This window comes from Cupriavidus sp. 96C5-1, assembly GCF_057798855.1.
Window position 1 is genome coordinate 63,579 of sequence record NZ_JBYOJU010000018.1, and the last position, 13,985, is coordinate 77,563.

Sequence of the window (13,985 nt, forward strand, 5' to 3'; positions counted from 1 at the left end):
GGGTTTGTGCGGGGGAGGCAGGGGTTTGTGCAGATCGCGCGATCTCGCGGATGGCACCGGCCAACGCAGAACAGGCCTGGCCGCATTGCGCGGCGTGGCTGACGCCGTCTGTCGTTTCAGCGGCCGGGCATCCGGACCAGCACCGCTGCGTTCGACCTGGATGACGTGGATGAAGCTTCTTGACGCTTTTTGAAGTTTTTCCTGCGTTACTGCGATTCTTGCGTTTCTTGCGGCCAGACGCCGTCCACATCCCTTAGCAGATGGCCTGCCAGGATGTAGTCGCCCAGCCGGGTCGCCTTGGCCTCGAGATCGAGCAGTTCATGATCGGCCAGGGTGCCGAGATCGAACTGGCAGTACAGATTGCGCTGCCTGAAAGTGGTCTTGGTCTTGGCCAGCCCCTCGATCAGGGCTTCACGCGAATGGACAGCGATGCTCTCCTGTCCACGGTACTGCACTTTGATGCCGCGTTTTTCTCCGAGCCTGCCGAGTTCGACGGCATCCTGCCATCCGGTTTCATAGTCCAGCTCAAGCGCCAGCACATCTTTCGATGCGAGAAGCCGAAGCGCTTCTGCTTTGCTGCTAGCTCGCACTATTGACATCCACACCTCTTATATCGACTTATACTGTACGAATATACAGTCAACGCGTCATTGCGGCAAGGGGTTGCCCCCAGGCCGTACGGACTACTGCGCCAGCGGCGGCTTGCGCCGCGCTGCACGGTCATCATTTTCCTCCAGTCTTGCCATTTCAGGGGGCCGGCGCGGCCTCGGTGGCCGCCGCCTTTCCCGATTTCATGGTCGTCCCGGTATTTTGCGCTGCCGTGACAGAAAAGTCCCCGGCATAGACATGGACTACCCGTGCCGGGTCCAGATACTTGCGGATCGCGGCATTGACCTGTTCGACCGTCGCCGTGGCGATACCATGCTCGTACTCTGTGACAAAGCGCATGGTGCGGCCCAGGAACAGCTGCTTGGCCAGCGTGCCGGCCAGCGCGGAATCGCCGGTGCGGGCCAGCAGGCCTTGCTGCAGCAGGCCGCTCCTGGCTTGCGCCAGTTCCTCCGGCGTGATACCGGCGGCCACCAGGCGGGCCAGTTCCTCCTCCACGCCGCGCTGGAGTTTGCCCAGGTTCTGCGGCGCATAGGCCGCTTGCATGCCGAACCGTCCGGCAGTGTCCAGGGCGCCTACCCGCACGAAACTGCCGACACTGTAACTGATGCCGTCCTTTTGGCGCAGGCGATCCGCCAGGCGGCTCTTGAGCGCGCTGCCGCCGAACACCCGGTTGGCGATGACCAGCGCCGGATAGTCGGGGGCATCGCTGGTCAGCCGGACCGGCAGCGCGGCCAGGTAGATGGCATTGGCCTTGTCCGGCGTCTGGCGGGTCAGCCGGGCCGGATCGAGCGCGATAAAGGGCCGCTCCACGCGCGCATAAGGCGCTTGCGACCGCCAGTCGCCAAACAGGCTGGCCAGCTGGGCCTCGACCGCCGCCCGGTCGAAGTCGCCGGCCAGCGCCACCTGCCCGTCGCCACCGCCATAGAAGCGCGCGTGGAAGGCGCGCAGGTCGGCCAGCTTCACCGCCCTGAGCGCCGCGATGCTTTCCTGCGCAGTGGCGACATAGCGCGGATCCCCCATGGGGTAGGGATTGCCGTGGCGGCCGAGCACGTTCTGGGCGATCGTCTCCGGCTGGCTCAGACCGCTTTCGATGCCAGCGATGGCATTGGTGCGCAGGGTCTCGAACTCGGCGGCGGGCAGGCCGGGCTCCCGGAGTATGTCGCGCAGCAGCGCCAGCGTCTGCGGCAGCGTTTCGCGGCGGGCTTCAAAGCGCACCGTGACCGATTCGGCGTCGCCCTGGACCGACACCACGGCCTTGAGCGCGGCCAGCCGGTCGGCGATCTGCTGCCGGTCCAGGCGGGAGGTGCCGCGCATCAGCATGGCGGCGGTGAGGCTGCCGGCGGCATCCAGGCCTTGCAGGCTGGCGACGTCGCCCATGCGCAGGATCAGCGCGCCGTTGACGGTCTGCCCGCGGCTGGGCTTGGGCAGCAGGGCGAACTGCATGCCGTTGGCCAGCTTGCCGCGCAGGGTGTGCGCCTCGATATTGTCCGGGCTTGGGTCGAAGGCCGGCACGGCGGCCTTGGCCGGCTTGCCCTGGTAGGCGGCCACCATCGCGGCGACGTCCGGGGCGGCGGGGATGGTGGCCCGTGCAAGCGTCTCCCCGGGCCTGTCGCCGGGCATGTCGATGGGGATGAAGCGGCCCAGCGTGCGGTTGCTTGCGCGCAGGTAGTTCAGCGCCACTCGCTGCAGGTCGGCCAGCGTCACGCGCTCGGCCTGCTCGCGCGCGACCAGCAGCAGGCGCCAGTCGCCCCCGGCGATGGCCTCGGACAAGGCCACGGCGTAGCCGGAGGGGTTCTCCAGCAGGCGCTCGTAGCTGTTGAGCAGGCGGGTGCGGGCGCGCTCCAGTTCCTCCTGGGTCACCGGCCGCGCGGCGAAGCCCTCGACCTGCGCCACCAGGGCTTGCCGCGCTGCATCGAGGTCCTGCGTCTTGCCCACCCCGGCCGCGAACAGCACCGAGCCGGGATCCTTCAGCGAGGACACCGAGCCGAACTGCCAGCTGGCTTTGCCGCTGTCGACCAGCGCCTTGTAGAGCCGCCCGCCCGCGCTGTCGGAGAGGATGTCGGCGAGCAACTGCATGGCCACGGTATCGGGATGGGCGCCCGGCGCGATGTGGTATTGCACCGCCACCAGTTGCGCGTCGCCGACGCGGCGCAGCGTGACCTCGCGCGCGCCTTCCTGCGGCGGCTCCACGGTGTACTGGAGCGGCAGCGTGCGCGTCGGCCGGGGGATCGTGCCGAAGTAGGTGCCGATGCGCGCCAGCGTGGCGGCCACGTCGAACTTGCCCGCCACCACCAGCACCGCGTTGTCGGGCTGGTAATGGCGGCGGTAAAACGCCTGCAGGTTGCCGATGGCGACATGCTCCACGTCGCTGCGCGCGCCGATCGGCATCTTGCCGTAGTTGTGCCAGCGGTAGGCGGCCGAACGCATCTGCTGCATCAGCATGCCGCCCGGGCTGTTCTCGTTGCGCTCCATCTCGTTGCGCACCACCGTCATCTCGCTATCGAGCGCCTCGCGGGCAACGAAGCTGTTGACCATGCGGTCCGCTTCCATCTTCAGCGCCCAGTCCAGGTTCTCCTCGCTGGCGGCGAAGCTCTCGAAGTAGTTGGTGCGGTCGAAGCCGGTGGTGCCGTTGAACTGCATGCCGCGGCGGGTGAGTTCCTGCGAGATGGTGTTGCCGGGCAGCGCCGGCGTGCCCTTGAAGAGCAGGTGCTCGAGCAGGTGCGCCATGCCGGTCTCGCCGTAGTTCTCATGGCGGCTGCCTACCAGGTAGGTCATGTTGACCGTGGTCACGGGCTGCGCCGCGTCCGGCGCCAGCAGTATCCGCAGGCCGTTGGCCAGCCGGTACTCCGTGATGCCTTCCGCGGTGGCCACCGCGGCGGGCGTGGCGGGTGGCACGGCAGGCACGGGGGGCGCGGCCTGGGCGGATACGCTGAAGGTCAGGGCCAGCAGGCAGGAAAGGCGCTTGAAGGTGAGACGCATGCGGAATTCGAAATGTGGAATGGCTGCCTTGGCGCGGCAAGCTGCGGGGTGGCAAGACGACGGCAGGAACGGCCCGGGTGCCTGATTCTAGCCGTTGCCGGGCATCGAAGTGGCATTGCGTTCTCATTTCAGATGATTCTTGGTGCAGTTTGCGAGTATTCGGCTCTCCCATGCTGCCGACGGTCTGAGGCAAATGTCCGAATCCAGCTATTCCGGCTCCGCCGACGGAGTAGCATGCCGCCTATGAAACTCGATCCGGACACCTGCTACAAGGCTGTCGCCTCGCATGACCGCCGCTTCGACGGACGCTTCTTCGTCGGCGTCTCGTCCACCGGTGTCTACTGCCGGCCGATCTGCGCCGTGCGCACCCCCAAGCGCGAGAACTGCTCCTTCTACGAAACCGCTGCCGCGGCCGAGAAGCAAGGCTTCCGCCCCTGCCTGCGCTGCCGGCCGGAACTGGCGCCAGGGCACGGCCTGGCCGACCTGTCGGGCCGCCTGGCCCAGGCCGCGGCCACGCTGATCGACGAAGGCTTCATGGCCGATGCCGGCGTGGCCGGGCTGGCCGCGCGCATCGGCATTACCGAGCGCCACCTGCGCCGGCTGTTCGACGCGCAGTTCGGTGTTTCGGTACTGGAGTATGCGCAGACCCAGCGGCTGCTGCTGGCCAAGCGCCTGCTGACCGATACCGGGCTGACCGTGACCGACGTGGCGCATGCCGCCGGGTTTGGCAGCGTGCGGCGCTTCAACGACGTGCTCAAGACGCGCTACGGGCTCACGCCGCTGGCGATGCGCAAGCGCGCCGCCGACAATGTGGCCGACGAACTCGTGTTCGAACTGGGATACCGCCCGCCGATGGCCTGGGCGTCGTGGCTGCAATTCCTTGGCGTGCGTGCGGTGGACGGCGTCGAGCAGCTCGGCGACGGCACCTATGCGCGCACGCTGGCGATCGATAGCGGCGGCCGCACGCATCTCGGCTGGCTGCGGCTCGAGCATGTGGCGCGCCGCCATGTGATCAGGGTGACGTTGTCCGGCTCGCTGGCGCACGTGATCCCGCAAGCGCTGGGACGGGTGCGGCGGCTGTGCGACCTGGGCTGCCGTCCCGATGTGGTCGACCAGCACCTGGGACCGCTGGCCGCCGAAACGCCCGGCATGCGCCTGCCCGGCGCGGTGGACGGCTTCGAGATCGCCGTGCGCGCCGTGGTGGGCCAGGTGATCTCGGTGAAGCATGCCCGCACCTTGCTGGCGCGGCTGGCCGAGCGGCATGGCCAGGCCCTGGCGCAGCCCTCGTCGGCGCTGCGTTTCGGCTTTCCCGGCGCCGCCGCGCTTGCGGGGGTGGCGCCGGAAACCCTGCGCGAGATCGGCATTCCGCTCGCCAAGGGCCGCGCCATCCATGCCATTGCCAGCCGCGTGGCGTCGGGAGAGCTGAAGCTGGAGCCGAGCGCCGCGCCGGAAGATACCGTGGCGCGCCTGCTGGCGATCGAGGGCGTGGGCGACTGGACCGCGCAATATGTGGCCATGCGCGCGCTCGGCTGGCCGGACGCGTTCCCCGGTACCGACTATGCCTTGCGCAAGGTGCTCGGCATCGCTACCGTGAGAGGCATGAACCAGCATGCCGCGCAATGGGCGCCGTGGCGGGCCTATGCCGCCATCCATCTGTGGCGCCGCTACGAAGACCTGAAGCCGGGCCAGGATAAGAAAGAAGCAAAGTACAAGAACGGCGAGCACGACAGGAACGAGGACAAGGACAAATCATGATTGCCTACCGCATCGTCGCCAGCCCGCTGGGCGAAGTGCTGCTGCGCGCCGACGGCGCGCGCCTGAGCGGGCTGTTTTTTGCCGGGCAGAAATACTACCCGGCGGCGGCCACGGCGGATGCCGCCGTGCCGGCTGCCGCGAAGCCTATCCTCGAGCAGGCCGCCGACGAACTGGCGGACTACTTCGCCGAACGCCTGCAAGCCTTCACGGTGCCCATGCTGCTGGCCGGCAGCCCCTTCCAGCGCACGGTCTGGCAGGCGTTGTGCGCCATTCCCTTTGGCGAGACGACTTCCTATGGCGAACTGGCCGCCGGGCTGGGCCTGGCGCCCACGCATGCGCGCGCGGTTGGCGGCGCGGTGGGGCGCAACCCCTTGTCGGTGATCGTGCCCTGCCACCGCGTGCTGGGCGCCAGCGGCGACCTTACCGGCTACGCCGGCGGCACCGACCGCAAGCGCGCGCTGCTGCGGCTGGAAGGCACGGCAGCGGCGATGGCGTTGCCCATCCTGCGCCAGTCGGCGCTGGCGTTCGAGTGAGGGGCATCGTGCGGCTGCCCCTGACCCGCAGTGCCGGGAGGCGGCGCAGGGCTGCCAGGGGAGGTGAGGGCGATGGCACGCCTGTTCGTCGCCATTGAAGTCCCGCCGGCGCTGGCAGACGCGCTGCTGGCACGCGTGCCGCGCGCGGCGGGAGTCCGGCCGGCGGCGGCGCACCAGATCCACCTGACACTGCATTTCCTTGGCGAGCAGGATGAGATGGCGGCGGTTCGCGTCGAACAGGCGCTGGGCGCGGTGTCATGTGCCTCCTTCCCGCTCGCCGTGCAAGAGGCCGGCTATTTCCGCGGGCGGCGCGCGAGCGTGTTGTGGGCCGGCGTAGCGTCCAGCCCGGCGCTCGACGACCTGCATGCGAGCGTGGAGCGGGCAGTGGCGGCCAGCGGCTCCGAGCCCGAGGAGAACACCGCAATGCGGCACTCGCCGCCACGCTTCCAGCCCCACATCACGCTGGCCCGCTGCACGCCGGCGGTGCCGGACGCCGTGCTGCAGTCATGGCGCGTCTCGCAGACGGGGCTGGCGTGCGCGCCCTGGCTGGTCGAGCGTTTCATCCTTTACCAGAGCCACCTGCACCCTTCAGGCGCGCAGCATCTGTGCCGCCGTGCCTATGCGTTGGGTGCGAGCGGGCGTTAGGCTGGTTCGATGCCGCTTGCCGGTGCGCGCGGGATGTCCGCGCGGATGGCGGATACCGCGAAATGCGCTTCGGCAAGCCGCCGCTCAGCGATCCGCGAGTGAGGGCTTGGCCAGATGCGCATCGACCATGGGCGCCAGATGCTGCGCGTGGACATTCGCCAGATCGTGATTGCCGCCGCTGACGACATGCAATTCCGCGTCTGGCAGGAGTGCCAGGAGCCGCTGGCCGACCGCCACCGGACTGATCGGGTCCGCGTCACCCCACAGCAACAAGACCGGGGCGGAGATCTTGCCGAGTTCCGCGCCAAGATCCGAATTGAAGGACACAAACCAATCCGGTAATTGCGGATTGGCCTCGCTGAAGCCGATGCGCCAATCCGCCGCGCCCAAGCCTTTGGTATCGATCCCGCCGGACGTCACCGAAAGCACGAGATGTGTCACCAGCCCTGGCCGCTCGAGCGCTACGCGCATGGCAATGGCGCCCCCCATGGACTGCGCGATCAAGGCTGTCGGCTGATCGATCTCCTTCACCACCCTCGCCACGAGATCGCCGAACCCGCTGACTTCCGGGGATGGCGGCACGGGGCCAAAGCCCGGATATCCGATCACTGTCCTGGCGGCGGGGTGCGAGAGCCGGTCTGCCAGAGGCTGCCAGAACCGCGTGTCACCGGATGCGCCGGGTAAAAAAAGCAATTTGGATGGTGCGGGCAAGAAAGGGCTCCGACAGTAAAAGTAAAAGTAAAAGTAAAAGTAAAAGGTAGCGAAGAACATGCCCTGTTCGAGGGGATCTCGGGCAGCATCGCGCGGCATTCAAAAACGGCACCGGGCCGGCTTCGCGGCGGGCGCGGCGCGATGGAACACATCGGAGCGTACCAGAGCAAACCGGTCGGATCCCATCATGCAAGATTGCCGACGCCCAGCCCGATCCCCAGCCCCAGCAGCACCGTGCCGATCACCCGGTCCAGCCATCGCTGGCGTCGCAGCATGGCGGCGCGCAGGGCGGGCGTGGTGAAGCAGCATGCAATCAGGCTGAACCACGCCAGGTGCGCCAGCGACATGAACAGGCCATAGCCGAACTGCACCGGCAACGGTGTCTGCGCGTGCACCACCTGGGTGTACGTGCTGACCACGAACAGCGTGGTCTTGGGGTTGAGCGCATTGGTGAGAAAGCCCATCTTGAGCGCGCCCGGCGACGTCAGCGCCGGTGCCGCGGCGGCCGGCGCGCCGGCCATTGCGGCGGGGTCGGGCGCGCGCTTGCGCAAGGTCTGGATGCCGATCCAGATCAGGTAGGCGGCGCCAAGGAGCTTGACCAGGCTCAGCAGGCCGTGGGCGTGCTCCATCAGCAGCGCCACGCCGAACATCGTATAGAACACGTGCACCTGCACGCCCAGCGCAATGCCGAACGCGCACAGCAGGCCGGCGCGGCGGCCATGCAGGTAGCTGTTGCGCATCACCATGGCGAAGTCCGGGCCGGGGCTGACGACAGCGAGCACGGTGATGGTGGCGACAGCCAGCAGTTCGGTGAGGGAGTGCATATCGTATGTATGAGTATCTCTGACGGTTATGGCTGCGATGGCAGCGCTGGCGGTGTCGCTGCACCTAGCGCGCTGAAGCCGGAAAGATGCTATTTTCCGAGCCGGCTCTGCCGCCAACAACCGATTTATACTGGTGCAAATCCGTCAGGAAAACTGACATATAAGGCAACGGTACCGGGGGGGCGCATCATGCATTGGCTTGGCGGCATCAGATTCTTCGAGGCGGCCGCGCGCCACCAGAGCTTCATGCGGGCGGCGGACGAACTGCACCTGACCCATGGTGCGGTCAGCCGCCAGATCCGCCAGCTCGAGGAGGCGCTCGGCGTGGCGCTGTTCGAGCGCCGCAACCGCGCCGTCTTCCTGACCGAGGCCGGACGCATCCTGCATGCCGCCGCGGCCCAGTCGCTGGAAGTCCTCGCCATGGCGGCGGAGCGTATCCGCGCGCACGGGCAGCAAAGGGCGCTAGTGCTGTCGTGCGAGCCCACCATTGCCATGCGCTGGCTGATCCCGCGGCTACCGCGCTTTACCGACGCCCATCCGGACATCACGCTGCACCTGATGGCCGCCGGCGGCCCGGTCGACTTCGCGCGCAGCGGCGTCGATCTCGCGCTGCGCCGCAACGACTTCCATTTCGGGCCGCAACTGCATGCGTACGAGGTGGCCGAGGAGTGGATGGGCGTGGTGTGCCGGGCCGGCCCGGGGCCGCGCGCGGTGGCCCTGGCTTCGCTGGACCGGCTGCACACGCGCTCGCGACCGGATGCCTGGCGGCGCTGGGCGCAGGCCGCCGGCAGCACGCAGCGCTTCGGCGCCGATGCCTGGTACGAGCATTTCTACCTGACCATCCAGGCCGCCGCCGCCGGGCTTGGCTGTACCGTGGCCTCGCGGCTGATGGTGGCCGACGAGATCGCCGACGGGCGCATGGCCGCGCCGCTGGGCTTCGTGCGCGACGGCTCTTCCTATCATCTGCTGTCGCCGGTGGCCTTCGAGCACGACGAGCGCCGCCGCGCGGTACGCGACTGGTTGTGCCGCGAGGCGCAGGCATCGCTTGGCGCCGATCCCGCAGGGGTCGCCGCGCGGCGGCGGGCGGCAAGCGGGCGCGCGGGCCCCAAGGGTGGCGTGGAGCGGCAAGGGCGCGCAAAGGCATCGAAGATCGCCAGGCTCGCCAGGGCGCCCAGGCCGGAGTGATGCTGGAGGCGCGAATCCGCGCCGGTGGGCTACCCCACGGAAGTCTGGCTCAAGTTTTGCCACACTTCGCCGTTGTCCAAACTAGAGCTTGCGCAGCGATAGTCGCCGCGCTTAACATGCGGCGCTGGCCGCGCCCCCAGTTCGCGGTCAACCCGATTTCCCCGTCGCAAGCCAGCCCGGTGCGACGCAGGCCTCTCAGACGTTTGCGTGATTTCATGAGTCTCCAAGAATCCACGGAGCAATCCGAGCTTGACGCGGGTGCGTTGCCGGACGACCGCTATCGCCTCACCCATTCCTCGCAGATCGGCACGGTGCTGCGCGATCTCGCCTGGCAGAAGTGCAGCCTGAACGTGCGCGCGCGCACCGCCCACGAGATGGTTACCACGGTGCTGCATGTGGATCCGTCCAGCCGGACCTTTGTCTTCGACTGGTGCCGTACCGAGCCCGAGCGGCAGGCGCTGCTGGCTTCCAGCGAGAATGCCTTTTCGGCGTCGCTGCGCGGCGTGCCGGTGAACTTTGTGATCGGCGCGCCCGAGGCCACCCAGTTCCAGGGCGGCCCGGCCTTCACCGCGCCCTTTCCCGAAAAGCTCTATCATTTCCAGCGCCGCCGCCATTTCCGGGCGCGCACGCTGGTGACCAAGGGCTATGTCTGCACCATCAGGATGGTCGACGGCACCGTGCTCAAGCTCGATATCGCCGATCTCTCGCTCTCGGGCGTGGGCTTGCGCTCGAAGACCGTGGACGCTACACACTTGCCGGTGGGCACCACCATATCGGGGGTGAAGCTGGATTTCGGGTCGCTGGGCAAGCTCGAACTGAGCCTGCAAGTGGTGGGCCATTGGCTGGCCGGGCGCGACGACAGCGCCATCCACCATTTCGGCTGCGCCTTCTCCAACCTCGACGGCCGCATGGAAAACTTCCTGCAGCGTCTGGTGTTCGCCCTGGAGCTTGCCAGCCGGGGTTGAGTGACCCCGGCGCAGGCGAGCCGTCCGCCGACGGCCCGCTTCCGGCGCCCGCTGCTCCCATCAGCGCCAGTCTGTCCCCCGGTCTCCGGCATCTTCCCTGCCCTTCGTCGTGGCTTTGCCGGTATGCGCGGCCCCGCAGCGCCATCGGCGCTTCCGGTACCGCGGGCGCTTGCCCCGGGCGCGCACCCGGCCCCTCCCTGCCGTGCCTGATTTCACGCTTTTTTGCGTATACGCAAAATCTGGGGTACGCTATCCGCCATCGGTTCCGCCGCGTCCGGGCTTCCCGGCGCGCGGCATGCGCAAGGATGAAGGAGGGCTTCGATGGCGGCATACGATTCCGCGGATTTCCTGATTGTCGGCGGCGGCATTGCCGGCGCTTCGCTGGCCTACTGGCTGGCCCGGACCGGGCGCGTGATCGTGCTCGAACGCGAGGAACACCCCGGCTACCACTCCACGGGCCGTTCGGCCGCGCTGTTCATGGAGAGCTATGGCACGCCGCAGGTGCGCGCGCTCACCATGGCCAGCCGTGCCTTCCTGGATGCGCCGCCGGACGGTTTTACCGAGCATCCCGTCCTCAGTCCGCGTGGTGCCATGACAGTGGGCAAGCCGGGCGAGGCCGCCGAACTCGACCGGCATTTCGAGGCGCTGGGCGCGCTTGGCGCGCGTGCGCAGCGGCTGGATCGCGCCGCCACCTGCGAACTGGTGCCGGTGCTGCGCGCCGACAAGGTGCTCGGCGCCGTGCTCGAACCCGATGCCGCCGACATGGACGTGCACAGCCTGCACCAGGGCTACCTGCGCGGCATGCGGCAGCGCGGCGGCACCCTGGTGTGCAATGCCGAGGTCACCGCGATCGCGCACAGCCAGGGCGTGTGGGAAGTGCAGGCGGGCGGGCGTGCCTACCGCGCACCGGTGCTGGTCAACGCGGCCGGCGCCTGGTGCGACGTGGTGGCGGGGCTGGCCGGGGTCAGGCCGCTGGGGCTCACGCCGAAGCGCCGCTCGGCCTTCGTGTTCGCGCCGCCCGATGCGGTGGAGATCGCGCACTGGCCCATGTTCGTCTGCTTCGACGAGACCTGGTACCTCAAGCCCGATGCCGGCATGCTGCTGGGCTCGCCCGCCAATGCCGACCCCGTGCCGCCGCACGATGTGCAACCCGAGGAGCTGGATATCGCATTGGGCATCCACCATATCGAGGATATGACCACGCTCTCCATCCGCCGCCCCGCGCGTATCTGGGCGGGCCTGCGCTCGTTCGTGGCGGATGGCGACCTGGTTGGCGGTTTCGACGACCAGGCCGATGGATTTTTCTGGGTGGCCGCGCAAGGCGGCTACGGCATCCAGACCTCGGCCGCGATGGGCGAGGCCTGCGCGGCGCTGGTACAGGGCAAGCCCCTGCCGCAGCGTATCGCGGATTTCGGGCTGACCGAAGCCATGCTTGGGCCGGGCAGGCTGCTGCGTTGAGCTGCTCCGGGGCGCTGCCCGGTCCCGCCGCCTTGTTCCTGCCGGCTCAGCCTGCGGCGATGCGGATCCGGTTGCGGCCGGCCCGCTTGGCCTCGTAGAGCGCCCGGTCGGTCTGCGCCAGCCAGTCGTGGTGGCCTTCCATGCCGGGATCGAAGGCGGCTACGCCCACGCTGGCCGTATGGCCTCGCAAGGCGGCGATCTCCGCGCCGGCCGAGGCGTCCTGCTGAAGGGCGCGCGACAGGCGCTCGGCCATTTCCACGGCCTGCGTCAGGCTGGCGCCGCCGAGCAGCACGCCGAACTCCTCGCCGCCGTAGCGCCCGACCAGGCATTGGCGGGTCTCGCCGCGGCCCTGGCGCCCAGGCTGGCAGGATGCGTTGTGATGCGCAGCATGCCGCATCACCAGCGCGGCGAAGGCCTTGAGCGCCTCGTCGCCGGCCAGGTGGCCGTGGACATCGTTGAGCTGCTTGAAATGGTCGATGTCGAGCAGCACCAGGCTGGCGGTGCTGCGGCGGCCGCTCTTGCAGGCCTGGAACTCGGCGGCCAGCATGGCCTCCCAGTAGCCGCGGTTGAGCACGCCGGTCAGCCCGTCCAGGCGGCTGTTGGCTTCCATCTCCTTGCCGTGCGCGGCCAGGCGCTGGGAGATGCTGTACGTGGTGCGTCCCAGCGCCAGCGGGTAGAGCACCAGCATGGGCATGCTGGCCGCGATGGTGGCGAGGCTGGCCTGCGGATGCCAGGCTGCGCCGAAGACCAGCATGCCGGCCAGCGCGCCTGCCAGGTGCCAGCCCAGGCCGCGCAGCATCAGGCGGGTGCCGCCTGCGGCGACATTGTTCATGCTCATCATCGACAGGATCAACACGCTCGGCAGCAGATTGAATTTCATGCCCGCCACCCACAGGCCACCCAGCAGCGCGTCGATCATCATGTTGCGGATCTCGGCGAGATAGGGCACCTCGCTGCGGCTTGCCCACCAGGCGGCCAGATGCGGCCAGGCAAAGCCATGCACGAAGACCAGCGCCAGCAGCCAGCGTGGCGCACCGCCCTCCAGCATGGCGGCCGCAACCGCGAAGAATCCGACGGCTAGCCCGATGGAGCGCATGGCATGGACGCGCCGGACAAAGCGCATCCCCTTGCCTGCCAGGGGATTGGATGAGCGTTGCGCCATGTTCTGGCCGTTCCTTGTCTGACTTTGTCTGAAACAGCAATGAGACCAGGCTCGCCCGGTACGGGCCGCCAGGTTCGGCGGCCTGTACCGGGTACGCCGGCTCAGGCGGCGATCAGCTTGCCGATCGCGGCCGCGGCCTCCCGCATCGGCGGCAGCAGCCGCGAGATCATCTCGGCTTCGGATACCTGCGCCGCGCGCACGCTGACGCTGATGCCGGCGATCACGCTGCCGGAGATCGCCCGCACCGGCACCGCGATGGCGCGCAGGCCGGGCTCCAGCTCTTCGTCGATCAGCACGTAATCCAGCTCGCGCGCATGCGCAAAACTGGCTTCCAGCTCGGGGCGCGAGATCTTGGTCTGCAGGGTGCGCGGGCGCAGGTCGACGTGGTCGAAGAAGTCTTCCAGCGCGGGCGCGGCGAGATGGGCCAGCAGCAGGCGGCCGATCGAGGTGCAATAGGCCGGCAGCCGGCTTCCCATGCCCAGCGAATAAGTGAGCACACGCTGCACCTCCGAGCGCACCAGGTAAAGGATGTCGGTGTCATCCAGGATGGCCAGCGCCGAGGTTTGCTGGATGCGCGCGCTGAGACCGTCGAGGATCGGCTGCGCCAGCGAAACCAGCGAGGTCGACGAAAAATACGCATGGCCAAGGTGCAGTACCCGGGGGCGCAGCGCGAACTGGCCGTTCTGCTGGCTGACATAGCCGAGCTGTTCCAGCGTGTACAGGCAGCGCCGCACCGAAGCCCGCGAGAGCTGGGTGCGCTGGGCCACCTGGGAGATTGTGAGCGGGCGCTTACGCTCGGAGAAGGCCTCCAGCACGCTCAGGCCGCGTGCCAGCGACAGCATGAAATTGGGGTCGCCGGAGAAACTGTTCAGAAGATCGGCCTGAGGGCGAGCCACGCGAACGGTGGCGGCCGATGCCTGGCCAGGGCTGCTGGGGGAAGGGACGTCCATTTGAGCGGTTCGCGCGGGTTGTTCGATAATCGCGCATCTTAAACCGCATAGCCGCCCCGGGCCAGCGCTTTTGTTGTGCCGTCTTCCCCCTTCTGGTGCCTGGGCGCCCAAAAGCGGAAAAAAAACGTCGCCGTCTCAAGGTCGCGGCGACAGTAAGGGGTTGTCGGTCAAGACGGGGGCCTCGACGACGCTTCCAGCATAGGAGGTAC

General features: G+C 68.3%; 12 protein-coding genes. 6 read left to right on the forward strand and 6 right to left on the reverse strand.

The window, feature by feature from the left end; genetic code table 11:
- Positions 1–206 precede the first annotated feature (206 nt).
- Together AC3FOF_RS20190 and AC3FOF_RS20195 are read right to left on the reverse strand one after the other, a co-directional pair.
- Complete coding sequence (locus AC3FOF_RS20190) at positions 207–599, reverse strand: hypothetical protein (protein ID WP_035805772.1); 393 nt, start codon at positions 597–599, stop codon at positions 207–209.
- Positions 600–747: 148 nt separating this feature from the next.
- Positions 748–3,588 carry a M16 family metallopeptidase gene (locus tag AC3FOF_RS20195; protein WP_488727592.1) on the reverse strand — a complete coding sequence of 947 codons (2,841 nt, stop codon included), beginning with the start codon at positions 3,586–3,588 and terminating at the stop codon, positions 748–750.
- A 243-nt stretch (positions 3,589–3,831) separates the two neighbouring features.
- Between AC3FOF_RS20195 and AC3FOF_RS20200 the strand changes: the two genes are divergently transcribed.
- From AC3FOF_RS20200 to thpR, 3 genes are all read left to right on the forward strand, one after another.
- A complete protein-coding gene (locus AC3FOF_RS20200) occupies positions 3,832–5,343 on the forward strand; it encodes an AlkA N-terminal domain-containing protein (RefSeq protein ID WP_488727593.1) in 1,512 nt (503 codons plus the stop codon).
- Positions 5,340–5,876, forward strand: a complete 537-nt coding sequence (locus tag AC3FOF_RS20205) for a methylated-DNA--[protein]-cysteine S-methyltransferase (RefSeq protein ID WP_276267795.1) — start codon at positions 5,340–5,342, stop codon at positions 5,874–5,876. The genes AC3FOF_RS20200 and AC3FOF_RS20205 overlap by 4 nt, the downstream gene beginning before the upstream one ends.
- Before the next feature lie 72 nt (positions 5,877–5,948).
- Positions 5,949–6,521 carry an RNA 2',3'-cyclic phosphodiesterase gene (gene thpR, locus AC3FOF_RS20210; RefSeq protein ID WP_488727594.1) on the forward strand — a complete coding sequence of 191 codons (573 nt, stop codon included), beginning with the start codon at positions 5,949–5,951 and terminating at the stop codon, positions 6,519–6,521.
- Between the two features lie 84 nt (positions 6,522–6,605).
- Here the strand turns inward: thpR and AC3FOF_RS20215 are convergent, their stop codons facing one another.
- Together AC3FOF_RS20215 and AC3FOF_RS20220 are read right to left on the reverse strand one after the other, a co-directional pair.
- Positions 6,606–7,232, reverse strand: a complete 627-nt coding sequence (locus tag AC3FOF_RS20215) for an alpha/beta fold hydrolase (protein ID WP_488727595.1) — start codon at positions 7,230–7,232, stop codon at positions 6,606–6,608.
- Between the two features lie 185 nt (positions 7,233–7,417).
- Complete coding sequence (locus AC3FOF_RS20220) at positions 7,418–8,056, reverse strand: LysE family translocator (protein WP_488727596.1); 639 nt, start codon at positions 8,054–8,056, stop codon at positions 7,418–7,420.
- A gap of 189 nt (positions 8,057–8,245) precedes the next feature.
- Here AC3FOF_RS20220 and AC3FOF_RS20225 point away from each other — a divergent pair, with 189 nt between their 5' ends.
- The 3 genes from AC3FOF_RS20225 to AC3FOF_RS20235 all read left to right on the forward strand — a co-directional run bounded on the left by AC3FOF_RS20225 (position 8,246) and on the right by AC3FOF_RS20235 (position 11,664).
- Positions 8,246–9,241 carry a LysR substrate-binding domain-containing protein gene (locus AC3FOF_RS20225; protein WP_488727597.1) on the forward strand — a complete coding sequence of 332 codons (996 nt, stop codon included), beginning with the start codon at positions 8,246–8,248 and terminating at the stop codon, positions 9,239–9,241.
- Positions 9,242–9,456: 215 nt separating this feature from the next.
- Complete coding sequence (locus AC3FOF_RS20230; RefSeq protein ID WP_276267800.1) at positions 9,457–10,206, forward strand: flagellar brake protein; 750 nt, start codon at positions 9,457–9,459, stop codon at positions 10,204–10,206.
- Positions 10,207–10,527: 321 nt separating this feature from the next.
- Positions 10,528–11,664 carry an NAD(P)/FAD-dependent oxidoreductase gene (locus tag AC3FOF_RS20235; RefSeq protein ID WP_488727598.1) on the forward strand — a complete coding sequence of 379 codons (1,137 nt, stop codon included), beginning with the start codon at positions 10,528–10,530 and terminating at the stop codon, positions 11,662–11,664.
- Between the two features lie 46 nt (positions 11,665–11,710).
- On the opposite strand, the gene AC3FOF_RS20240 is transcribed toward AC3FOF_RS20235, so the two are convergent.
- Complete coding sequence (locus AC3FOF_RS20240; RefSeq protein WP_276267803.1) at positions 11,711–12,826, reverse strand: diguanylate cyclase; 1,116 nt, start codon at positions 12,824–12,826, stop codon at positions 11,711–11,713.
- A 101-nt stretch (positions 12,827–12,927) separates the two neighbouring features.
- Entirely contained in the window at positions 12,928–13,776 is an 849-nt protein-coding gene (locus AC3FOF_RS20245) for an IclR family transcriptional regulator domain-containing protein (protein WP_035812530.1), read from the reverse strand.
- Positions 13,777–13,985: the final 209 nt, after the last annotated feature.